This window comes from Vreelandella lionensis, assembly GCF_044543515.1.
In the GTDB taxonomy this organism is placed as follows: Bacteria; Pseudomonadota; Gammaproteobacteria; order Pseudomonadales; family Halomonadaceae; genus Vreelandella; species Vreelandella lionensis.
In genome coordinates this window covers 13,759-36,281 of the sequence record NZ_JBITWC010000019.1, presented here as the reverse complement: position 1 = coordinate 36,281, position 22,523 = coordinate 13,759, and the positions used below count along the sequence as shown (strand labels likewise).

19 protein-coding genes and 1 pseudogene are annotated in these 22,523 nt (G+C 57.7%); 4 read left to right on the top strand and 16 right to left on the bottom strand.

The features are described 5' to 3' along the window. Window positions 1–4 precede the first annotated feature (4 nt). Both moaB and ACIGG6_RS12595 read left to right on the top strand, forming a co-directional pair. Window positions 5–523, top strand: coding sequence for a molybdenum cofactor biosynthesis protein B (gene moaB, locus ACIGG6_RS12600; RefSeq protein ID WP_253507263.1), 519 nt, complete (start codon window positions 5–7; stop codon window positions 521–523). Next, the gene (locus tag ACIGG6_RS12595) at window positions 516–1,721 is read left to right on the top strand and encodes a molybdopterin molybdotransferase MoeA (protein WP_399844810.1); all 1,206 of its coding nucleotides are present in this window, start codon (window positions 516–518) and stop codon (window positions 1,719–1,721) included. Before moaB ends, ACIGG6_RS12595 begins: the two co-directional genes overlap by 8 nt. Here ACIGG6_RS12595 and ACIGG6_RS12590 read toward each other — a convergent pair. The 11 genes from ACIGG6_RS12590 to ACIGG6_RS12540 form a co-directional block, all read right to left on the bottom strand. Then, the gene (locus ACIGG6_RS12590) at window positions 1,704–2,087 is read right to left on the bottom strand and encodes a hypothetical protein (protein ID WP_399844809.1); all 384 of its coding nucleotides are present in this window, start codon (window positions 2,085–2,087) and stop codon (window positions 1,704–1,706) included. The genes ACIGG6_RS12595 and ACIGG6_RS12590 overlap by 18 nt on opposite strands. Window positions 2,088–2,090: 3 nt before the next feature. Beyond that, window positions 2,091–2,633 (bottom strand): chemotaxis protein CheW, encoded by a 543-nt coding sequence (locus ACIGG6_RS12585; protein WP_399844807.1) that lies wholly within the window; start codon window positions 2,631–2,633, stop codon window positions 2,091–2,093. After that, window positions 2,605–4,293 (bottom strand): diguanylate cyclase, encoded by a 1,689-nt coding sequence (locus ACIGG6_RS12580; RefSeq protein WP_399844805.1) that lies wholly within the window; start codon window positions 4,291–4,293, stop codon window positions 2,605–2,607. The genes ACIGG6_RS12585 and ACIGG6_RS12580 overlap by 29 nt, the downstream gene beginning before the upstream one ends. 54 nt (window positions 4,294–4,347) lie before the next feature. Further along, window positions 4,348–4,704, bottom strand: a complete 357-nt coding sequence (locus ACIGG6_RS12575) for a response regulator (RefSeq protein ID WP_399844803.1) — start codon at window positions 4,702–4,704, stop codon at window positions 4,348–4,350. Between the two features lie 25 nt (window positions 4,705–4,729). Continuing rightward, window positions 4,730–6,847 carry a hybrid sensor histidine kinase/response regulator gene (locus ACIGG6_RS12570; RefSeq protein ID WP_399844802.1) on the bottom strand — a complete coding sequence of 706 codons (2,118 nt, stop codon included), beginning with the start codon at window positions 6,845–6,847 and terminating at the stop codon, window positions 4,730–4,732. Next, window positions 6,847–8,256: a CheR family methyltransferase gene (locus ACIGG6_RS12565; RefSeq protein ID WP_399844801.1), complete on the bottom strand. Its 1,410-nt coding sequence runs from the start codon at window positions 8,254–8,256 to the stop codon at window positions 6,847–6,849. Before ACIGG6_RS12565 ends, ACIGG6_RS12570 begins: the two co-directional genes overlap by 1 nt. Further along, window positions 8,253–9,314 (bottom strand): chemotaxis-specific protein-glutamate methyltransferase CheB, encoded by a 1,062-nt coding sequence (gene cheB, locus ACIGG6_RS12560; RefSeq protein ID WP_399844799.1) that lies wholly within the window; start codon window positions 9,312–9,314, stop codon window positions 8,253–8,255. The genes ACIGG6_RS12565 and cheB overlap by 4 nt, the downstream gene beginning before the upstream one ends. 10 nt (window positions 9,315–9,324) lie before the next feature. Then, window positions 9,325–11,349 (bottom strand): methyl-accepting chemotaxis protein, encoded by a 2,025-nt coding sequence (locus ACIGG6_RS12555; RefSeq protein ID WP_399844798.1) that lies wholly within the window; start codon window positions 11,347–11,349, stop codon window positions 9,325–9,327. Between the two features lie 185 nt (window positions 11,350–11,534). Next, entirely contained in the window at window positions 11,535–12,701 is a 1,167-nt protein-coding gene (locus ACIGG6_RS12550) for a glutathionylspermidine synthase family protein (RefSeq protein WP_399844796.1), read from the bottom strand. Between the two features lie 52 nt (window positions 12,702–12,753). Next, window positions 12,754–13,356 (bottom strand): DUF1190 domain-containing protein, encoded by a 603-nt coding sequence (locus tag ACIGG6_RS12545; RefSeq protein WP_399844794.1) that lies wholly within the window; start codon window positions 13,354–13,356, stop codon window positions 12,754–12,756. A 12-nt stretch (window positions 13,357–13,368) separates the two neighbouring features. Continuing rightward, the gene (locus ACIGG6_RS12540) at window positions 13,369–13,782 is read right to left on the bottom strand and encodes a DUF350 domain-containing protein (RefSeq protein WP_044630035.1); all 414 of its coding nucleotides are present in this window, start codon (window positions 13,780–13,782) and stop codon (window positions 13,369–13,371) included. Between the two features lie 302 nt (window positions 13,783–14,084). Between ACIGG6_RS12540 and ACIGG6_RS12535 the strand changes: the two genes are divergently transcribed. Continuing rightward, window positions 14,085–15,683, top strand: a complete 1,599-nt coding sequence (locus tag ACIGG6_RS12535) for a solute:sodium symporter family transporter (RefSeq protein WP_399844792.1) — start codon at window positions 14,085–14,087, stop codon at window positions 15,681–15,683. A gap of 147 nt (window positions 15,684–15,830) precedes the next feature. Here the strand turns inward: ACIGG6_RS12535 and ACIGG6_RS12530 are convergent, their stop codons facing one another. The 5 genes and pseudogenes from ACIGG6_RS12530 to dctP all read right to left on the bottom strand — a co-directional run bounded on the left by ACIGG6_RS12530 (window position 15,831) and on the right by dctP (window position 21,650). Next, window positions 15,831–17,354 carry a malonyl-CoA synthase gene (locus ACIGG6_RS12530; RefSeq protein WP_399844791.1) on the bottom strand — a complete coding sequence of 508 codons (1,524 nt, stop codon included), beginning with the start codon at window positions 17,352–17,354 and terminating at the stop codon, window positions 15,831–15,833. Beyond that, entirely contained in the window at window positions 17,351–18,706 is a 1,356-nt protein-coding gene (locus ACIGG6_RS12525; RefSeq protein ID WP_399844790.1) for a malonyl-CoA decarboxylase, read from the bottom strand. Before ACIGG6_RS12525 ends, ACIGG6_RS12530 begins: the two co-directional genes overlap by 4 nt. A gap of 13 nt (window positions 18,707–18,719) precedes the next feature. After that, window positions 18,720–20,050: pseudogene (locus ACIGG6_RS12520) on the bottom strand (TRAP transporter large permease). Between the two features lie 2 nt (window positions 20,051–20,052). After that, complete coding sequence (locus tag ACIGG6_RS12515; protein ID WP_399844789.1) at window positions 20,053–20,574, bottom strand: TRAP transporter small permease subunit; 522 nt, start codon at window positions 20,572–20,574, stop codon at window positions 20,053–20,055. An 80-nt stretch (window positions 20,575–20,654) separates the two neighbouring features. Next, window positions 20,655–21,650 carry a TRAP transporter substrate-binding protein DctP gene (gene dctP, locus ACIGG6_RS12510; RefSeq protein WP_399844787.1) on the bottom strand — a complete coding sequence of 332 codons (996 nt, stop codon included), beginning with the start codon at window positions 21,648–21,650 and terminating at the stop codon, window positions 20,655–20,657. Between the two features lie 154 nt (window positions 21,651–21,804). Between dctP and ACIGG6_RS12505 the strand changes: the two genes are divergently transcribed. Further along, on the top strand, window positions 21,805–22,488 hold the full coding sequence (locus ACIGG6_RS12505; RefSeq protein WP_159343309.1) for a GntR family transcriptional regulator: 684 nt from the start codon (window positions 21,805–21,807) through the stop codon (window positions 22,486–22,488). The last annotated feature ends 35 nt before the right edge of the window (window positions 22,489–22,523 follow it).

Genomic DNA, 22,523 nt, shown 5'->3' with positions numbered 1-22,523 from the left:
CGCCATGGATGCCATGGAAGCGCTGAACATTGCGGTGCTCACCGTCTCCGATACGCGGACGGAAGATACTGACCGCTCGGGCCAGTCGCTGGTGCAGCGGCTAACCGAGGCGGGGCACCGTTTGGCGGATAAGCGCATCGTACCGGATGACGTTTACCAGATCCGTGCGGTGGTAGCGCAGTGGATTGCCGACCCCGGCGTGCAGGTGGTGCTAACCACGGGCGGCACAGGGTTTACCGGGCGCGACTCTACCCCAGAAGCTATCTCGGTGTTGCTGGATAAACGTATCGAAGGTTTTGGTGAGCGCTTTCGCCAGCTCAGCGGCGATGAGATCGGCAGCTCCACGATTCAGAGTCGCGCATTGGGTGGCTTCGCTAACGCCACGGTGGTGTTCTGCCTGCCAGGCTCTACCGGTGCGTGCCGTACCGGCTGGGATGGCATTCTGGCCGAGCAGCTCGATAGCCGCCACAAACCCTGTAATTTTGCCAACCTGGTGATCCCCGGTCGGGGGCAGCATGGCTGAGTTACAGCCGATTGAAGCGGCGCTGAAAGCGCTATTAGCCGACGTGACGCTGCTCTCTGCCGAACAGATCGCGTTGAATGACGCCGCTGGCCGCGTGCTGGCCGAATCGGTAACGGCCACGCTGGACGTGCCGCCGTTCGATAACAGCGCAATGGATGGCTATGCGCTGCGTGCTATGGATGCGGGTAAGCGGCTGCCGGTGAGCCAGCGGATTGCCGCGGGCAGTACGGCACGGCCATTGGTGGCGGGCACCTGCGCGCGGATCTTTACCGGCGGGCAGATCCCCCCTGGTGCTGACTGCGTGGTGATGCAGGAGCGGGTGACTGAAGAGAACGGCGAGGCGCTCATCCACGCGGACGTGCCTGAAGGAGACAACGTTCGCCTGCAGGGCCGCGACGTGCGTCAAGGCGATGTGCTGCTCAATGCTGGCGAGCGCCTGGAAGCCGCCGCGTTGGGGCATTTGGCGGGGCAAGGCATCACTCATGTGAGCGTACGACGCCGCCCACGAGTGGCGCTGCTTTCCACAGGTGATGAGATCGTCGACCCCGGCACGCCGTTAAAACCAGGTCAGCTGTATAACTCCAACCGCCCCATGCTCAAGCGGCTGCTGGAGACGTTCGGGGCCGAGGTGGTGCAGTTGGTGAGCGTGCCCGATGACTACGCCCAAACCGTGGCGCTGTTGAACCACGCCGCTGCCGAGGCCGATGTGGTGGTGAGCACCGGTGGTGTCAGCGTCGGGGAGGAGGACCACGTCAAAGCGGCGCTGGAGTCGCTTGGGCAACTCGATATGTGGAAGCTGGCGATTCGTCCTGGCAAGCCGCTAGCGCTAGGCCGCTTGCCCCGCGACGATGGCAGCCATGCTCGGTTTGTGGGGCTGCCGGGTAACCCGGTGTCGGGGTTTGTGGGTGCGTGGCTGTTTCTACGCCCGCTGATGGGGGCACTACTGGGCTGCCCTGCGCTGGCGGAGCTTCCGTGCCTAACGGCCACCGCGACCTTTGCCACAGAGACCGGCCCGCGCCAGCACTATATGCGGGTGGCGCTGCGCTTTACCCCCGAGGGCATTGAGGCCGATGCCTTTGATGACCAAAACTCAGCGGTGCTCTCTTCCTGCATTGCTGCCGATGCGCTGGCGGTGATTGATCCGCATCGCCAAGTGGAGAAAGGTAGCCAAGTGCGCTGCTTATGGATGGTGGGTTGAACTTGCCTCGGAAGGTGGGCTTAGCCGAGCTCCGTTTAGGAGCAGAGTGAGCTGCTCCCCTTCCAGAGCGATGCCGCACAGCGCCGGATGGCGGGAGCGGGCAGCCAGCAGTGGCGGTAGTGGGTAAATCGCGGCGGAGGGCAGGCGCATCATCTCACTGTCGCCGGTAATGCCAAGCTGCCATGGCCCCTCGGCATCGCGTAGGGTTAGCCAGCGCGTTGGGTGGCTAGGCTGATTAAGCAGTAGCGTATCGGCAGCGATGTGTCGATGATGAGTGGGCGTACTATCGATGCGTTGAATATAGCGCGCTTCTAAGGCCACACGGTGGCCGCTAGCTTGAAAGCATACGCAGGCGACATAGCTCACGGCCTAACCAAGCCCCTTTTGATAGGCGCGAAACAGGGCATCAGGGTCCAGGAGGGCCGTGGCACGCTGCTCGTCACTAGGTTGCCACAAAGCGCTGACGTAGGAGCGTAACGTGCTAGGCAGTGTTTCGGGAGGCGTTTTGAAGGCGCTGACAGGCAGTTCGCAAACATCGTCGAGCTGGTCGATACGTACTGCGCTGCGTATCTCTCCCGCATGGACGATCAAGAGCATACCCTCCGCGTTAGTATCGGGTAGCCCAAGCAAGGGCTGTAGCGTAATCAACGACTCTATATTGCCACGTAAGTGAATCACCCCTTCCGTAGAGGCGGGCAAGCCTGGCACAAAATAAACGGGTGTATCACCCTTAAGAATTTCACTCACCGCATGACCGGGCAGAGCAAACGGCTGGCCGGATAGTTGAAACAACACCACCTGCTGACTTGGCTCGTCTACATCGACAATCGTTGTGTCGTCACTGCGTTCGCTGAACGCTTGCTCAAAGGTCACACCCTGTGACTCATGGGTGGGCTGTGGGGAATCCGTCATCGTCCTGCTCCTTGCTGGTGACCACCTGATTGCGCCCCTGGTGCTTGGCGCGATAGAGCGCTTGGTCGGCGCTTAGGCGCAGCGACTCCGTAGACGGCTGTGTGGGAAAGCTGCTAACCCCCGCGCTGAAAGTACAGCTAAAACGCGCGCCGCCTGCATGGAACTCTACCTGCTCGAAATCAATACGCAGGGTATCAATCAATTCGCTGGCGCGCTCATCACTAACACCCTTGAGCAGTATCACAAACTCTTCGCCGCCATAGCGGCCGATAATATCGGTCATACGCAGGCGGGTTTTGAGTAGCCTGGCCAGAGTGATGATCACTTGGTCACCTGCCAGGTGGCCGTGAGTGTCATTGACCGACTTGAAGTGGTCAATATCGATCATAGCCATCGCGTGCTGGGTGTTATCTCGGTAGCCTTGTGCTAGCGCTTTACTGATGAGATCAGTGGTAGAGCTATGGTTGTAAAGCCCAGTCATGCTATCGCGGGTCATTAGTGAGCGCAGCAGGCGCAGCCGCTCCGCGCGCAGCTTGACCGCCGATACCAGCTCTTCAGGCACCACCGGTTTGGTGATAAACGCTTCGACGCCCGCCGTCATGGCTGAGAGCTGCTTTTGGCTATCGGTCTCACTGGAAAGATAAATAATTGGCAGGCCAACGTATTCAGGCTGCTGGCGGATAATGCTGGCTAGCTCCTCACCTGAGCAAACAGGCATATACACATCGACCAGTAGTAGGTCGGGGCTGAAGCGCTCAAGGGCGTTCAAGGCTTCTGCAGGGTGATTGACCTGCTGTACTACCATACCTGCTGCTTCTAAGAGTAATGCATGGTAGGCAGCTACTTCCGGTTCATCGTCTACTACCATCACGCGCAGCGGTTCGTCATCTAACGGCGTGGTGAGTTCATCCACTGCTAACATGAGGTCTAGTGGTTTAACCGGTTTCGTGAAATAGCCGTTACATCCTGCCCGTACAGCGCTTAGCCGGGAGTGAAAGTCATTGTGTGATGAAAGGACGATAGAGGGTAAGCGTTCGCCCATCAGCTTATTTAAGCTGGTGAGCGTTTCGGTGCCTGCGGTATGCCCTAAAGGGAACTGCACATCCATGATAATGGCATCGGGACGGCGAGTAATAACGGCATTAAAGAACGTATCGGTATCTTCGAAGTGCACCACCTCGTGCCCGAAACAGCGTAAATGATGCAGTAACTGGCTAACTTGGTCGGGCTCATCGTCGCATAGATAGATTAAACGCTGACGCTTACTGCGGGTTTGTGCTGGTGCGGGCGAAAATTCCACGCTGTTCAGCGCAGCTAGCGCTTTCTGTTGACCCGGCGGCGATTCTAAGCGCTGCTGCTCCTCGGCCAGCTGTGTGAAGATAAGTTCCACTACCTCTTCCGAGACGGAGGGGTTATTGAGAGCGGTTTCACCCTGATCCGCCAGCATGGCAATACGTTCAAACCCTAAGGAGCGGCCAGTACCTTTCAGGCTATGAAAGAAACGGTGCAGCTCTGGGGCAAGCCGTGCTTCAGCCTCTGGGGATGTGCGACTTTGCTGCCATTGGGCAGTGATTTGCTGCAGACGAACCGGTAACTGTTCAATAAACCGTTGGCGCAGTTGGTTGAGTTTATCGTGCAGCGAAGGAGCTGGAGGTGACATCAGACTACCTGTGCAAGTGGGCGAACAGTGAGCGGGCCAAATAACTGCATGAATTTAACTACCAAGCGCTTGAGCAACCGCGTGCTCAAGAGTGGTTTCAAGCGCGGCATCTTTTTGCAGGCAGGCGCTTAGGCCAGACGTTTGGTGCAACTGTTCATTCGGCATGTCGCCCGTTAGCAAAATAAAGGGCAGTGTGACCCCTTGTTCTCTCAGCATCTCAAGTAGCTCAATGCCATTAATTAACGGCATGTGCATGTCACTGACGATCAGCGCGATATCGTCATGGGCGTCCAACTGGCTGGTGGCTTCCATGGCGTCGTTGGCAAGCAGGACGTCGTGGCCCTGAAACTCCAGCAGCGCCCCGGTCATTTCCCCAGCGAGTGGGTCGTCGTCTACGACCAATATACGCATGTTAATCCCCTGTCTTGAAGAAGGCTTAGCCCAGTAGGGCTTTTAGCGTCTCCACTAAGTTATTCTGGTCAAAGCTGCCTTTCACGATGTAGGCGTCGGCACCTACCTCCATACCGCGTTGGCGGTCAGCTTCTTTTTCACGTGAAGTGATAATAATAATTGGCTTATGACGATAGTGGTCATTTTCGCGCAGACGGCTGGTCAGCGCAAAGCCATCCATCACTGGCATTTCGACATCGGTGAGTACGGCATCAAAGGATTCGGCGAGAGCTTTGTTTAAACCGTCACGGCCGTTTTCTGCCAGCGTCACCTGATAGCCCCACGCTTCGAGTACATCTTTTTCAATCTCGCGGGTGTTGAGCGAGTCATCCACAATAAGGACGCGGTGCCTTTGAGGAGCCGCCGTCGTCGGCTTGCTATCACGCTGCACAACATGCCTGGCTTGCTCTAAAAGGGCAGGAACGTGCAATAGACTGACCAGCTCATTGCGCCCTTGAGACACCATGCCGGATACCAGCGGTAGGTAGCGTAGGTGTTCGGGGAGCGGCTTAATGACCATGTCGCGCTCATCGACTAGCGCATCGACAATCAGCGCCAGCTTCTGCTGGCGCTGGTGCACGACCAGCAACAATACGTTTTCTGGCAGGCGTTCTGGAGTCGGGAGCGATAATAACGCCGCGAGTGAGACGACTGGCACAAACTCATTGCGCAGAATGAGGGTAGGTTGCCCAGCAGCGTCAATAAAGCTACTAGGTGAGCGCTCAACAAGCTCTGCAACGTGAGGAGCTGTGACGCCTAAGGTAGTTTGCCCAACCTTGACCAGGAGTACCCGCATCATAGCGAGCGACAGCGGCAGGCGAAGGGTAAAGCGCGTTCCTTTGCCAGGTTCGCTGGTGAGCTGTAAATCGCCGCTGAGTTCGCCAGCAATGGTGCGTTTAACCACGTCCATACCGACGCCACGACCAGAAAAATCGGTAATCATGGTTTTCGTAGAGAACCCGGGTAGCAATATTAGTTCCAGGGTTTGCTGTTCACTCAGCGCTATCAGCTGCTCTTCGGTGAGTAGCTGTTTTGCCAGGGCTTTTTGGCGCACGGCCTCTAGGCTAACCCCCGCACCGTCATCGCGCATTTCTACCACGACCCAACCACCGTCCTGCCAGGCTTCTATCGTTAGCTGGCCGCGTGGTGGTTTGCCTGCGGTTTGGCGCTGTTCAGGAGTCTCTAAGCCATGATCCAGGGCGTTGCGTAGCAGGTGGATCAAAGGGTCGGAGAGCCGATCAATCATTTGACGGTCTAGCTCGATTTCACTACCTCGCACTCGGCAGTCTACGGTTTTACCTAATGAATGTGCCAGCTCTCGGGCCATTTGAGCAAGTGGGTCAAAGACCACGCTTAGCGGCAGCATGCGCATTTGCAGTGCCCGCTCGTGTAGGTCGCTCATCAGTGAGTCATGGCTTAGCACGCTATTTTTTAACTCGCGGCTGAAAGCGTGAAAGGTACTTTGGTGCTCTGCCGGTAGTGCCTTCCCTAACCTTTGGGCTTGCTCCACTAAGCTATGTAAATGGTGGTGGCCGGAAAGGACCTCGCCCATCAATCGGACCACGTCATCCAAGCGGTCTACACGCACGCGCACGGTGTCAGTGAGGGCTAGTGAAGAGGAGACAGGAGGAGTTTGCTCACTATCAGCTGCCACTGGTGTCTCTACAGTGGGGGCGGCTGGCGCAGTAGGCTGAGTGCTTTCAGGTAGCGTGCCCGTCGCGGCGGCTTCCAGTGCTTGGCAAAGGGCGTGGTTGGTGTCTGGAAGCTCTTCAGGCTTCGCGCCCTGATTCAGCTGAGCGACTAGATCTGACAAAGCATCAATAGCTTGATTAAGCAGGCTGATGGCAGCCGGTGAAGGCGTTTGACTACCATCACGAAAAGCACTCAGCAGCTCTTCGGTGCTATGGGCAATGGCGGTAATAGGAGCAAGTTTTAGCATCCGCGAGGAGCCTTTTATCGTATGCGCGGCGCGAAATAGCTCGTTGATATGCTCCTTGTCGGTGTCGCCCTGTTCTAAGGTGCTCACCCCCTCCCGTAAGCGGGGGATATGGTCGGCGGCTTCTTCCACAAACCGCTGAATGAATCGTCGAATATCCAGCGCCATTAGCCAACTCCCTGTATGGCGGTTTGCTTATTTAAGTAGCGTTTTGCAAGGAAACAAGCATCGCCGGGTGGTATTGGTGGGGTAATCTCCTTTAGTCCACCGTTTGCTTGAGGCGATGCTTCCAATAGACGCACCACCGCCGCATAGCCCCGCTGGCGCTGTGCTGGGTTGTCAGGTAACTCTCCTTGGCGCAGCAGCTCGGCTTGATAAAAATGGGCAGGCCAACAATCAGGAGCGACATACAGTGCTCGTTTAAAGTAGTCAAATGCCTGCTGGGGCTGCTGCTGCCAGCGAGCGACCAAGCCTGCCAGCAGCAGTGCATCCACGCACCAGGGCTGCTCAGCTAGAAGGGGGGTGAGCAGGTGGGCGGCGTTGCTAAAATGATTCTGATTGAGCAGCTCATGAGCATGGCGAAGCTCATCGTAGAAAGTCCCCCGGGCTGCCGTCTCATGCTCGCAAGAGAGTGGAGGCTCGGCGTGAGGAGCGGGGCTGTGCTCCACACTGTTGTTTTGGGGAGTAAAAGGGACATAGGGTGCGCTTTCCGGCCCGACAACGGGCTCAGCGCTAGTAGGGGCAAGACGGTGTGTATTAGTTGGCTGAGTAGTCGCCGACGACTGCGCTTGAAAGTAAAAAATCCCTTGGTCTTCTACCAGTGACAACACACCTAAGTCGTTGCCCATGGTTTCGGTGACTCCGCATAGCACAATACCGCCAGGAGCCAGTAGTTGCTTTAAGTGCTGTTGAATCGCCCGGCGGGTTGTTTCGTCAAAATAGATGGAGACGTTACGGAACAGGATCACATCAAAGGGGCCTTCTAGCTCATGCTTACCAGGCGCTAGAAGATTAAAGTGCCGAAACGTGACCCACTGCCTTAGCGCCTCTACTAACTGAAAACTGCGCCCAATTGGCGAAAAATACCGCGCTTTAAAAGCGGTGGACAGGGCGCGAAAAGCCATTCCGCTGTAAATACCTGCTTGAGCTTTGTTCAGCACCTGGTGATCCACATCGCCACCGTTAATTTGGAACAGCTGCTTGGCGCGTTCGCCGTAACGCTCCAACAGCGCCATGGCGATGCTGTATGGCTCTTCTCCTGACGAGCAGCCGGCGCTTAATAGACGTAGCGGTGCCTGCTTTTTGGCCAGTTGGCGGGGCAAGTAGGTGTCGGTAAGCCAATGTAGCACTTCGGGTTCACGAAAAAAGTAGGTCTCATTCACCGTTAATTGGCTAACAAAGCGGTCAAACAGAGTGCTGTCCTGCTTTAGTCGAGCGAGAAGCGTTTCCGGATCGTAAATGCCAGTAAGGTCGTTGATTAGAGTGATAGCCCTGGCTAGCCGTGCTTCGGCTAGTCCCTCTAGGTGTAGCCCGCAGCGCTGGTGTACCAGCCGTTTAAAGGGGGCCAGCGTACTCATTGCGGCTCCCGCCGAGACGGATGGGGGGAGCCAACCTCATGCAGCAGCTGTTCGGGTAGGTCGCTTAACGCGACCACTTTTTGTATGACGCCTGCGTTCACGGCTTCTTGGTTCATGCCGTAAATCACCGAGCTTGCCTCATCCTGGGCAAGGGTTGTGCCGCCGGCAAGCTGGATGGCGCGCAGGCCCCTTACCCCATCACGCCCCATGCCCGTCAAAATGACGCCGATCGTATCAGGCCCGTAGACACTGGCGGCGCTATGCAGGAGCACGTCGCAGCTGGGCCGGTAGAGGGCACCCTGGGAGCTGGGCAGCAAGCGAAAACGGTGCTGGGGGGTGACGCATAGGTTGCTTTCCGAAGGCGACAAATAGATATGCCCCGGCGCTATCCGCTCACCCTCTTTTGCGACGCTGACGGGTAAGGCGCAGAGCGTGCCAAGCCAGGTTGCCATCCCTTCGATAAAACCAGGGCTAATATGCTGTGCGATCATGATGGGAGCAGGGAAGTTCTGGGGGAGCTTGCTAAGTAACCTGGCCAACGCCTGTGGGCCGCCGGTTGAACAGGCAATGGCGACAATGCGCTGGTAGTGGCGGGTGGCGGCTGGGCAAGGGCTTGCCACGGGAAACTCGGTTAACGGTGGCGAAGGGGGGGGACGACGGCGTAGGCGGGTGATGACGGCCACGCCGGAGAGCAGCCGCACTCTAGCTCGGAGCCGCTCCGCATCTTCACTATCCAGCGTTGGTTTAGGCAGCACTTCGAGCGCACCGACTTCCAGCGCTTGGTAGGCCGTTTCCGCATCTGAACGGTCGCTAATCACAAGGATCGGCACACCTTTGGTATGCATGATCTCTTCGATGGCGCTTAGGCCATCCATCACCGGCATATTCAGATCCATCGTGATGAGCTGCGGTGCAAGGTGTCGCGCCATATCAATGGCTTCCTGGCCGTTGGCGGCTTCACCGACGATCTCAATATCGCCATCGTTGGTCAGGATATCACGCAGCACATCCCTCGCTAGCTGGCTGTCATCCACCATCACTACCCGAATTGCACTCATCAAAGCATCCTCACGTGGTGCGTGGCGGGCCGTCTTGTTGCTGTGCCAGCGTAAACTCCTGGACAAGCTCGTTAAGCTCTGCCGACATCTGGATCATATCCTCGCTAATCTCGGTAATGCTGCGAACGGACTGGGCATTGCGGGTGCTGGCGGTATCGATATCGCGCAGCGCAATCACCACTTGGTTGCTGGCCGTTTTCTGCTGCTGGGTAGAGAGCGAGATTTGCTGGGCGGCGCTGCTGGTTTGGCTGGCGGCTTTTAACAGGGCCTCTAGGTCCTGTGCGGTGCTCTTACTGGCTTCAACCCCTTGCTCGATGGTGGTCGCGCCCTTTTCAGAAGCCACGACGAGCCGGTTGATAGCCTGCTGGATATCGTCGGTATGGCCTTCGATCTCATGGGTGGAATCCGTTACGCTATCGGCCAAGCGACGGATCTCGTTCGCCACGACGGAGAAGCGACGCCCCGACTCCCCGGCGCTGGAGGCCTCCAGGGCGGCATTGAAGGCGATGAGCTTGGTTTGCGCTGCCAATGTATTGATCAGCTCCATTACTTTGCTGATTTGTTTGGATTTGGCGCCCAGCGTCATAATTTCGGTCAGGCTTTGCTCGCTATCGGTACGGATATCCTGCATTTTGGCCTGCAGCAGCTGCATGGCGGTGCTGCCTTTACGGCTGCGCTCTAGCGTTTGGTTAGCCACGTCCACCACCGACTGCGAATGGTCGGCAATCTGGGTAGACGAAGTGGATAGCTCCTCCATAGTGGAGGTGATTTCGGCAACCGATGACGCCATTTCTTCAACCGCCGCCGCCATAGTTTGGTTGGCTTCGTGGCTAATATCGCCACCCTGGACACCGGAAAGTCCCGCTGTTTGGGCTAGCCGGTCGGCAACCTGGGTGAGTGCCGCCGCGTTAGTGGAGACCGCTTGGATAGCTCGGGAGAGGCGTTCCAGTAGTTCATTGGTTTGATCGGCTAGGTCGCCTAGTTCGGCTTGGTCGTCGGTTTCTATGCGCCGCGACAGGTCGAGACTGTGCGTGATCTCTTTGAGCTGATGCTGAAAGCGTGTCAACGGCCGAGTCAGACTACTGGTCAGTGGGTAGAGCACAACCAGCCCGGCGAATAGGATAAGCAGGCCAATGCCGCTCGACTCCATGAAGCGTTTACGGGTCAGGTTAAGGTACGCGGTCTTATTTGCCTCAACCGCTAAGTGGCGCTGCAATTTAGGCAGCCAAAGCGTGCCAACCAACCAGGTTTGGCCGTCGCGCTCTATTTCATGGATTTGGGTTGTGCCGTCGCGCAGTAGTTGCTGCGATAGCGGCTCGGGCAGCGTTCCCACAATGCTTTCGCTATCGTTGACAAGCTGGTCGCCTTCGCTACTTACCAGGTAGGCTTGTCCGGTGTCGCCTAAGCGAAAATCCTCAATCAGTGTGGTGATTTGGGAAAGATCGATACCCGCACCCGCCACGACTAAGGGCTGGCCACTGCTCGTGTTTACGGCGCTGCGATAGTTAATGAAAACAAAAGGCTCGGAAGGCGAGAAAGTGTCACTATCTAAATTAAGTTCATACGTATTGTTTCGGTCAATAAATTGATAGTACCAGTCATCTACGCCACCGGGTGGTTGAATAGAGCGCTGTAAAAATTCGCCGTCGCGCAGTTGGAAATAGTAGCCCTGTCCCTGGTACTGGGCGGCAATAAACAGCAGCTCGCTATCCAACTGGCCCATTAAGCGTGATAGGTAGGTCGTAATATCTGCCTGGCGCTCTTCAGGGAGCCCGTCGCGTATCCACTGCTCAATAAAGTAACTGTTGGCCAGACTTGCAGAAACGCTAAGGTCCTGGCTAAGGCTCAGGTTAATGCGTGCGGCAAGCCCCTCCACATGGGCAGGCAGCTCCTCGTCATAGAAGTTACTAAGATTTGCTTGGCTATCGGAACGTGCTTGAAGGAATAGCGCCAGCAGCATGGCAAGTGCTAGTACGGTGCCGAAAGATATAAACAGCCGTAGCCGCAATGGCAGGGATTTCCAGTGCGCTGTCATTATTGCTATTGCTCCAAGTGAACCGATGACCAAAAGAGGGACGCCTTACCACCCTTGTTACCAGCGTATTAAACCGCCGCTAGTACGCAATGATAACAACGATTTCAGCGACTTTTAGGGTGTGTGTCCAGTTTTTATACTAACGCGGCTTAATCGGTTACTAGAAAAAAAGAATGATCGAGCAATTAAATAATGGCGTGGGGAATAAAGCACGACGTATCTTTAGTGATACGCCCCACGTCCTCTCGAATGCCCATGCCACAGGCGCGATCGCCCACTACCCAGCTACCAATTAACGCGTGTTTGTCGCCAAAGCGCGGCAGCGGGTGGTACGCCTGACGTATCCACGGGTTATCAGTGTAAGGCCCGCCCACGCTCTCTTGCTGGCCGCTGGGCGTTATCAAACTGATATTGCTCCCTTCCCGTGAGAAAAATGGCTTGCGCACCCAGCCTGCTTCCAGCGGCGAGTGACTATCTTTTTCAAAATACGCCGGTAGCAGATTCGGGTGCCCTTCAAACTCTTCCCACAGCAGTGGCAGAATCCCTTTATTGGAGAGCACGGCTTTCCAGGGCGGCTCAAACCAGTGGGTGTTGAGCTGCGTGACCGCCTCGCCAAACTCTTCTACCGCCATCTCTTCCCACGGGTAGAGCTTAAACAGCGCGGTGATGGGTTGGTCGTCTAGGTCAACAAAGTGCTCGACTCCTGGGGCCACGCCAATGTCTTCGATGTAAATAAACGGCGCCTGTAAGCCTGCCTGCAGGGCAATATCCTGCAAGTAGCTGACGGTGGCGCGCTCCTCGTCGCTGCCTTTTACACAGGAGAAGTAGAGGGTGCGGTTTTCCAAGCGGTCGCCCAGATGCGCCATAGCATTGAGCAGGCGCTCTTGAATCGAGTTGTACTGGTCGGCATGGCGGGGCAGGATGCCTTGCTCAATCGCCTGCTCCAGCCACACCCACTGGAAAAAGCCCGCTTCATAGAGCGAAGTGGGTGTGTCGTAATTGAGTTCTAAAAGCTTCGCGGGGCCGTTGCCTGAATAGGCAAAGTCCATGCGCCCATACAGCGGCGGCTGCCCGCTGCGCCAGGAGTGGTGGATGATGTCCCACATATGCTCGGGGATCGCGAGGCGCTGCATTAAAGCATTGGAGTGGCAGACCTTATCAACCAGCTCCATACACATCTCGTGCAGGGCTTCGGTGGGCGCTTCGATCTCTTGCTCTACCTGCTCCAGGGTAAACTGATAGTAGGCGTCCTCTTTCCAGTAAGGCTCGCCATCGATGGTGTGGAAATGAAACCCCAGCTCTTTGGCCAGGGTTTCCCATTGCGGGCGTTCAGGAACGTTGATTCGCAGCATAGCGGCTCCGCATCGAGTGGCTAAGATTCCCAGCAGCTAATATTCCTAGAAGCTAGGATCCCCAGGAAGCCGAGCGGGTGCCCAGGCCGCGCCGCGTTGTGGCTTGGCGGTTTTGCACCACCGAGCTACGCATGGCCTCGTTACGCTGATTGACCCGCTGGGAAGCTTGGCTAGTAGCGGTGTTCCAGTTGCCCTGGTTTTGGCGGTTGCGATAGACCGGCTCTTGATACACGCGCTCAAACGAGCGCCCTCGGCTGGTATTCGCCAGCATGTTACCGACCATATAGCCCATCATGGCAGGCATGAACCAACTGCCGCCGCCTGCGGCCTGGGCCTGCTCGTCGGTGGGGGCTGCGCAGGCGCCTTCGCCGTGTTCGGCTTCACAGGCTTCTAGGGTGTCGAAGCGCGGCACGGACTCTAGAGAGGCCTCGTAAGCGTCTTCGCAGGCGCTGCGGGTGTACACGTTGGCGGCTACGCACTCTTCGACGCCTTGATAGCTTTTGGGCTCGTCGAAGCGTACATCGGTGAGGTGCTCGTCCTCTGCGGGCTGGGTGCAGGCGGTCAAACTGAAGGCACTCGCTCCCATCATCGCCAAAGAGAGGCGTGCGCTGCGTTTACGGCGGGGCAGGTGAGTGGGATGGGTCTGCTTTTCCATGAGTGCGCTCCGTTACCAGGTCATTGAGGCCGCGTTGATCAAGCCCACGGCAATCGAGATGCTGCCCACCAGCGTGCCGTAGGCTTGATGACCTTCGGTGATGTGCTGAGACAAGCTCTCGCCCTGGCGGCGTAGAAATAGTTTTAGGCCAAAGAACGTGGCGATCTGCACGCCGAAGGCCACCACGCCCCACAGAATGAAGTCGATATAGCTAATGGAGTGGGCCATGGCGCTGTAGAGCGGCAGGGTGAAACCCAGAATAGAGCCGCCGTAAGCGGTGGCGGCCGCCGCATTGCCCGCTCGAATCAGTGCCCACTCGTGGTGTGGGGTTAGGCGGCTATAGCAGTACATAAAAGCCACCAGCAGCGCGAGCGCGCCGAGCAGGTAGGCAAAGAAAGACGGTAATCCCTGTAGGTAGTGCAACATGGCGGTGCGCATCCTTGTGGTTAATGACGTGTGGTCAGTCAACAGTCAGCATTGTGACATAGCTTAGCCGGAGAGCGGCAATCATCCACCGCCTTTCGTCGAGCCGCTTGGGAAGTAGTAAAAAAACCTATTTTCTGACTTTTGTTGCGACTAAAGGCTAATAGATGAATCGTGTCACCTGCTTAAAATCCCGCGATGCTTGGTATTTTTACCTAAACTCACCGTGTCGTATCGCTTGATACCGCTCTTCGTGCCCCTGTTGGGCACCGCTTCAGACGCGACCGCTTTGAAGGACTTCCCCCATGCATGCCCTAACCCTGGCATCGTTTCTGTTTTTTACGGGCCTGGTGGCCTTTGTCACATGGCGCATCACGCGGCGTGATGACCACCGCAGTACCAGCGGATATTTCCTGGCAGGCCGCACGCTGACCTTTCCGCTGATCGCGGCGTCCATGCTGATGACCAACCTCTCCACCGAGCAGATGGTGGGGCTGAACGGGTCCGCGTTTACCGATGGTTTAAGCGTCATGGCCTGGGAAGTGATCGCCGTGATTGCGCTGGTGGCGTTGGCGCTGTTCTTCCTGCCGCGCTTTCTGAAAAGCGGCATCGCCACGCTGCCGCAACTGCTGGCGATTCGCTTTGATAAAGGCACACAGCTGATTGCCAACGTTATCTTCCTGATTGCTTACGCGGTGGTGCTGCTGCCGATCATCCTCTACTCCGGGGCCATTGGCCTTCAGGGCATGCTGGACTTACAGGGCCTGACCGGCATTGAATCCAACACCGCGCTGCTCTGGGCGACGGTATGGGCGGTGGGCCTGATTGGTGCGGTCTACGCGCTGTTTGGCGGCCTGCGCACCGTAGCGGTATCGGACACCCTCAACGGGGTAGGCCTGCTGATTGGCGGCTTCGTGATCGTTTACTTTGGCCTGCAGGCGGTGAGCGGCGGCACCGGCGTGATGGAAGGCTGGAATATCCTGAAAGAGAGCGACCCCAGCAAATTCAACTCCATGGGCGGCCCGGAGCAGCAGGTACCGTTTTCAACCATCTTTACCGGCGTGCTGCTGCTTCACCTCTTCTACTGGACCACCAACCAGCAAATCATCCAGCGCACCTTTGCCGCCAAGAACCTGGCCGAAGGCCAGAAGGGCGTCCTGCTGACGGGCTTTCTGAAGCTATTGGGGCCGCTGTATCTGGTGCTGCCCGGCATCATCGCCTACCACCTGTATGCCGACCAGGGCATCCGCGCGGACGAGGCATATGGCCACCTGGTATTTAACGTGCTGCCGCCCTACTTGACCGGCTTCTTTGCGGCGGTGATGGTCGGGGCGATTCTCTCCTCGTTTAACTCCGCGCTGAACAGCACCACAACGATCTTCAGCCTGGGGATCTACAAAGGCGTGCTGAAAAAGGACGCCACGGAAGAGCAGGTGGTGAAATCCGGCAAGGTGTTTGGCTGGATTATGGCGATTACCACCATGATTATTGCGCCGCTGCTGGCGGGCCAGGACAGCCTGTTTGGCTACCTGCAGAAGATGAACGCGATCTACTTCATCCCGATTCTTGCCGTGGTGTTGGTGGGCCTGCTGACAAAACGCGTGCCGCCCATGGCCGCGAAAGTAGCGCTGGTCGGCGGCTGTTTGCTGATTGCGGCGGGCTACTTCGTGCCGCCGTTCAACAAGCTGCCCATGGTGATGCACGAGTTCCACTTCGTCGCTGCGGTGTTTGTGCTGCTGGTGGCGGTGATGCTGGTGATCGGTAAGCTGCGCCCCCGCGCTACGGACTGGGTGCAGGAAGACTCCGGTGATGTCGACCTCACCCCGTGGAAAGGCGCGGTGCCCACCGGTATCGTGCTGGTGGTTTTGGTGGTGATTATGTACGCCTCATTTGCAGGCGGCTAGGCTCTGCCTGACAATTGGCATTCGCTCGCCGACTTTTCCGGCAGAGCCTAATTACGCCAGCGTTTAAAAGCAGCATTCGAGAAAAAACAGCCACGCCCCGTTTTGCGGGGCGTGGCTGTTTTGGGTGGGGAATTTTTAACGAATCGGCTAAGCGGCGTGGTAGGTGGTGTCGAAGCGTTTGCGCAGCTCGTTCTTTTGCACTTTGCCCATGGTGTTGCGCGGCAGCGAATCGACAAAGAAGACCCGCTTCGGCTGTTTGTACTTGGCCAGCCGCCCCGCGAGATGATTCAGAATGGCGGCTTCATCCACCTGCTCCCCTGGCTGGGGCACCACCACGGCAGTGACGCCTTCGCCGAAGTCGGGGTGGGGCAGGCCAATCACGGCAGACTCCGCCACCTGAGGCAGCTCATCAATCACCTGCTCGACCTCTTTGGGGTAGACGTTATACCCGCCGGAAATCACCAGATCTTTATCCCGACCGACGATATGCACGTAGCCTTGCTCATCGACCATGGCGAGATCGCCGGTGATGAAAAAACCATCGTCCAGCAGCTCTTCACGGGTCTTTTCCGGCATGCGCCAGTAACCAATGAAGACGTTGGGGCCGCGAATCTGCAGCATACCAATCTCACCCTGCGCCACTTCTTCACCCGTTTCTCGGCTGGTAATGCGCATCTCGACGCCCGGCAGCGGCATGCCTACGGTGCCTGCCCGGCGTGCGCCGGTGTAGGGGTTGGAGATATTCATATTGGTTTCGGTCATGCCATAGCGCTCAAGAATGGCGTGGCCGGTTTTGGCCTCGAAGGCTTCGTGGGTTTCTGCGGTGAGCGGTGCCGAGCCCGAGACGAACAGCCGCATATGGGCGGTGACCTCGGGGGTGAGGCGCGGGTCTTGAACCAGTCGGGTATAGAACGTCGGTACGCCCATCATCACGCTGCCGTTGGGCAGCTCATCGAAAATCACATCGGCATCGAATTTAGGCAGAAAACACATGCTGGCGCCTGCCATCAGCGTGACGTTGCACGCCACGAACAGCCCGTGGGTATGAAAAATAGGCAGCGCGTGGATCAGCCGATCTTCAGCGCTAAAGTGCCAAGACGAGACCAGCGTTTCCGCGTTAGAGGCGAGGTTGCGATGGGTCAGCATCGCGCCTTTTGAGCGGCCTGTCGTGCCCGAGGTGTATAGAATCGCCGCTAAATCTCGCTCGCCCAGCGTGACGATGTCGTTTCTGGGGTCACTTTGCTGCGCTTTCTCCATTAAGCTGCCATCGGCATCAGTGCCTAAGGTTTCGACCGCCGGGCAGCCGGTATCGCGGGCAATGGCGCGGGCGGTGTCGACGTCCGAAGGCCTGCACACGAACAGCGCGGGCTCGGCGTCTTTCAAGAAATAGCGGATCTCATCGCCGGTGTAGCCGGTATTGAGCGGTAAATAGACGCCGCCGATACGCAGGCAGGCGAGGTAGAGCAAAATGGCTTCCGGGCTTTTATCCACCTGCACCGCCACGCGGTCGCCTACGTTCACGCCTAGCGAGGTCAGTGCCCCGGCAAGCTGGGCGCTGGCGCTGAGCGCGTCTTGGTAGCGGTAGTGGCGGCCCTCGCGGGTGGTGATAAAGGGGGCGTTGCCACGCTCGCGCATGCGCGCGGCAAAGGTATCAAATAAGTTGTGGTTCATTTGGTGGTCTCTCCCTTGGCCAGCTTGCGGGCGCGGCGAGCCAGGTCGCGCACCTCGCTTGAACAGGCAACGGTGGCCTTTGCGGTATAGTTTTCGTGATTGCGCTCGATATCGTCGAGCACGTAGAGGTAGTTCACCATCAGCCCTGCCGCTTGCTTCATCCCTTTGGCAGACACATCCCCCAGCCAGTTGATGCGATGCAGCTCGGCACCGTTGCCCAAGTGGAAGCGGGCCACCGGGTTCAGCGGCAGGCCATGGCGGTTCTTCTGATCGACCAAGTAGTGGGCAGCGAGCGGTCGAATGGCGGTTTTGAGTCGCTCTTCGCGGGCTTTGTCCTGCTGCCAGTTGGGCGTCGCTAGTGCGTCCAGCGCTTCGCGAATCGTGTCGGGCCACTGGGTATTTTGCTGCTGCTCTTCCAGCCACTGGGCAAAACCGGGCACCGGCGAGAGGGTGACGAAGTGCTTGAGCTGGGGCAGCTCCTGGCTGAGTTCCTGCACCACCTGCTTGATGAGGAAGTTGCCAAATGAAATGCCGCGCAGCCCGGTTTGGCAGTTGCTGATACCGAAGAAGGCGGCGGTATCGGCATCATCTGGGTCCGCCAAGCCATCCTCAACGCCTGCCAAAATGGGTTGAATACGGCTGGGTAGCCCTTTGTGGAGTGCGACCTCCACGAAAATCAGCGGCTCGTCGCCAATCGCGGGGTGAAAAAACGCGAAACAGCGGCGATCCCTAGCATCCAAGCGCCGCCGCAGGTCGTTCCAGTCCTGAATTTCATGCACCGCTTCATAGCGGATGATTTTTTCCAGGATAGAAGCAGGCGTGTTCCAGTCGATCCGCTTGAGCATCAAAAAGCCGCGGTTAAACCAGGAGCCAAACAGGTGCGCAAAGTCATCATCGATGGGCGCTAAGTTGGGCTCCTCGCGCAGCAGCTGCAGCAGATCCTCACGCATTTTAACCAAGTCGTAAGTGCCGTCAGTGGCGAGGTTCAAACGCCTAAACAGCTCCTGGCGACGCGGCTCACAGGCTTCAAACAGCGCCTGCAGCGTGTGGTTGTCGCGGGCCTGTTGATAGGCTTGGTAGGCGCTATCAATCTGCTGGGGTTCCGCGGCAAAGTTGTCGGCCAGGCGCTGAAAAAACTGGCGTTTTTCCCCTTCCGACAGCCGCTGGTAAATCGCCAGTGCGCGGCTGGCTAGCGCAATGCTGGAGGCTTCGCCGTCACTGGCCAGCAGCGCTTGGCAGGCCTTGACCAGCTGATGATGGTCGGGCGTCAGCGTTTCCGGGTGCTTGCGCCGCAACAGCGCGTCCCGCTGGGTGATGCTGTTAAACATCTCTTGGAGAAAGGTCATGTTCATGATGCGTCCCCCTTTAACCCATGATCAGGTTCGGTAGCCATAGTGCAATCCCCGGAAACAGGCAGAGCAGCAGAATGCCCAGCACCATGCACAGCGCATAGGGCAAGCTGCCCATCAGAATATCCCGCAGCGAGATATCGGGTGCGATGCCTTTAATAATGAACAGGTTAAGCCCCACTGGCGGCGTGATCAGGCCAATTTCCAAGTTGATGGTCAAAATGACCGCGAACCAGTAGGGGTCGAAGTCCGCCGCTAAAATAATCGGCAGCAGAATCGGCGCGGTCATCACGATGACGGCAACAGGGGGGAGGAAAAATCCTGCCACTAATAAGAACAGGTTGATGACGCCCATCAGCACCCAGCGATTCACTTCTAAATCGGCAATGGCCGCGGCCACGGTTTGGGTGATAAACATCGACGAGAGCGCGTAAGCGAACACCTCGGCAGTGGCGATCACCAGCATGATCATCACGCTTTCCCGCAGCGAGTCGCGCATGATCAGCTTGATGGGGCCAAGCTGCCACATGCGGTAAATCAAAATCGCCAGCGCCAAGCAGAGAAACGCCCCCACGCCTGCGGCTTCCGACGGGGTCGCCCGCCGTAAAGGGCAAATAGAATACCCGCGGCCACACCCAAGAAGGGCAGCACCCGCACCAGCGCCTTCATGTTGCTATCGACGTTCTGCTTGATGTTCTCCTTCAGCTTTTCAGCAGAGGCCGCCAGCGGGTTGTTGTAACCCCCGGCCATCTTGCAGGCGATCATGGTCCAGATCATAAACAGGCCCGCGAGCATAAAGCCCGGCATCACCCCGGCAATAAACAATCGTCCAATCGAGGTTTCGGTCGAGATGCCGTAGATAATCATGGTGACCGAGGGTGGAATCAAAATCCCCAGCGTGCCGCCCGCCGCGATACAGCCCGCCGCCACGCCATCTGGGTAGCCACGGGTGCGCATTTCAGGAATGCCCATTTTGCCGATGGCGGCGCAGGTGGCCGGGGAGGAACCCGAGAGCGCAGCGAAAATAGAGCAGGCACCGATATTAGAGACTGCCAGGCCGCCGGGCAGGCGGCCCATCCACAGGTCTAGCGAGCGGTAAAGATCGCGCCCGGTGGGGGAGGAGGCCACTGCCGCGCCCATCAAAATAAACATCGGGATGGCCACGAAGCCAAATTCCGCGATGCGATCAAAAAACGTTTCGCCAAAGTAGGTAAGTTCCGGCAGGCCCCGGTCGTACAGCAGCGCCAGCAGTGACACACCGCCGAGTGCGAACGCAATCGGGGTACCAATCGCCATCAGCACGATTAAACCAATGGCCACGATAATGCCAAGCGTAATGGGATCCATGATTAGCCCTCCCCGCGCATAATTTCAGCCACGTACTGCAGCGAGAGCAGCGTGGCCCCCACGGCCATGGGCAGAATGGCGGGCCATAGCGGTGGGTTCCACACCGAGCCAGTGGTCCATTCGCCGTGCAGCGCTTCAAAGACATACACCCAAGAGGCGTAGGCCAACGCCGCGCAAAAGAGCAGGCCAAACAGCGATGCCACTAAGTACATGGCTTTTTGCGCTAGGCCGCCGAGGGCGTCCGGTACGATGGTGATCGCCACATGGCCACCGGTCATCAGTACGTAGGGGCTACCCATCAGCATGGCCCCGGTCACGGAGAAAATCGTGAATTCGGTCTGCCAGCTTGTGCTCATGCCCAAGGCGTAGCGGATAAAGACCATTTGGCAGATCACCAAAACGCCTGCCACGAACATGGCGCAGGCGAGATAAGCCGATGCGCGCGACAGCATATCCATCAAACGGATATAGCCGCCGATGACCCCGCTGCGTACGGCAGGGGGGTGAGTGGTTGAAGTTGCCATAGTTCCCTCGTCAAGCTCAGCAAGCAGCGGACAAACGTGGCCACTCAGCGAGTGGCCAGCACGGTCAATGGAGGCGCGCCTTACTCGACGGCAAGCGCCGCGTCGATGATGGCCTGACCGTTGGGAACGTTATCGGCAAAGTTTTTGTAGGAGGTTTCGCGGGCAATCTCTAGCCAGGCGTTGTAGTCATCCTCGCTCATACTGACCACCTCGACGCCGTTCTCCTCGTAAATATCGATCATCTCCTGATCGATGGCGGCAGCCTCTTCGGCAAAGAAGGCTTCTGCGGCTTCACCGGCTTCCATCAGCGCTGTCTGTTGCGCTTCGTTAAGCCCTTGCCACACCTGCTCGGAGATCAGGACCGGCTCGTACATAAACCACAATGCGTAGTCGCCGGGTTCCGTCAGACACTCCACCTGCTCGTAAAGGCGGTAAGAAATAAAGGACATCGACGAGGTGTTGGCGGCGTCCAGCACGCCGGTTTGCATGGCGGCATAGATATCGGAAGAGGGCATCGACGCAATAGGCGCGCCGGCGGCCTCTAGCATCTCCTCAAAGGCTGGCCCCGCTGCACGGAAAGCCTGGCCCTCGACGGTTTCCGGTGAGGTAATACACTGCTCGCTAGAGGCGAAACCACCCGATAGCCAAGCATCCGCTAGCACGCGTGCCCCGCCTTCGATGATGACGTCTTTAATCATCGTCATGTACTCGGAGTCGTTCAGCCGCTGGGCGTGGGCCTGGTTACGCACCAAGCCCGGCATCAGCGTGGCCGAAAATTCCGGGTGGCGACCGCTGGCATAATCCAGCGGCAGCGAGGTGATGTCCAGACGGCCGCGGGCGATGGCGCCCCACTGTTCGCGCGCTTTGAATAGCGACTGGCCTGGGTAGACTTCGATGGTTAAACCGACATCCGCATCGGCGACGTGGCGTGCCATCATCTGCACCATTTCATCGCGAATATCGCCTTGGCCCCCTGGGAACTGGTGCGAAGCGCGTAGGACGGTGTCCGCATTGGCGTGGGAGGCTGCAATAGCGAGGCCTAGGGCCGCAGCGGTGGGCAGTAAGAAGCGTTTCATATGGCGTCTCCAACAGTTGTTGTTGTGTGTTTGGATTAGCTTTGTGTGTTTATCAGGCGAGCTGATATATATTTCAATAGCGGTTATGTATGCTAATGTCAAATTTATGCCATATTTATGTCATAGCCTGCGGCGTTACCGAAGGAGGTCAGTCATGGCGGATACGAAGCGTTCCAACGCACAGCGGCTAAGGGATTCTTTAGAGGATGACATCATCAACGGGCGGCGCGCCCCCGGCGAGCGGCTAGACCCGGAAGCCCTTGGCCAAGAGTTCAATGTATCGCGCACCCCAGTGCGTGAGGCGTTTCAACAATTGGTGGCCAGCGGTCTGGTCACGGTCTCGCCGAAGAAAGGCACGTTCGTTGCGAAGGTGGGTATCGATCAGTTAATCGAAATGTTTGAAGTGATGGCAGAGCTTGAGGGGATGTGTGGCCGTTTGGCCGCGCGGCGCATCAGCGAGCCAGAGCTGGCGGCGCTCAAGGCCGCACACAAGCGTTGCGAAGCCGCCGCTCTGGCGGGCGATACCGATGAGTACTACTACGAGAACGAAGCCTTCCATGACTGTATCTACACCGCCAGCCACAACACGTTTTTAGCCAGCGAAGCCCGCCAGCTCAAGCAGCGCTTAAAGCCTTACCGCCGCTTACAGCTGCAGGTCCGCCAGCGCATGCACAACTCGCTCCACGAGCACCAAACGATCGTCGACGCCATCGAGCAGGGCGACGCCGCCCAGGCCCAACAGGCGCTCTGCGACCACGTGTTGATTCAAGGCGAGCGCTTTAGCGACTTCGTTGCCAGCGTGCGCCGTATGGAAGCGCCGATGGAGCGCACGGGATGACTTTTTACTGCCCGTAAGAGCACGATATTCATGTC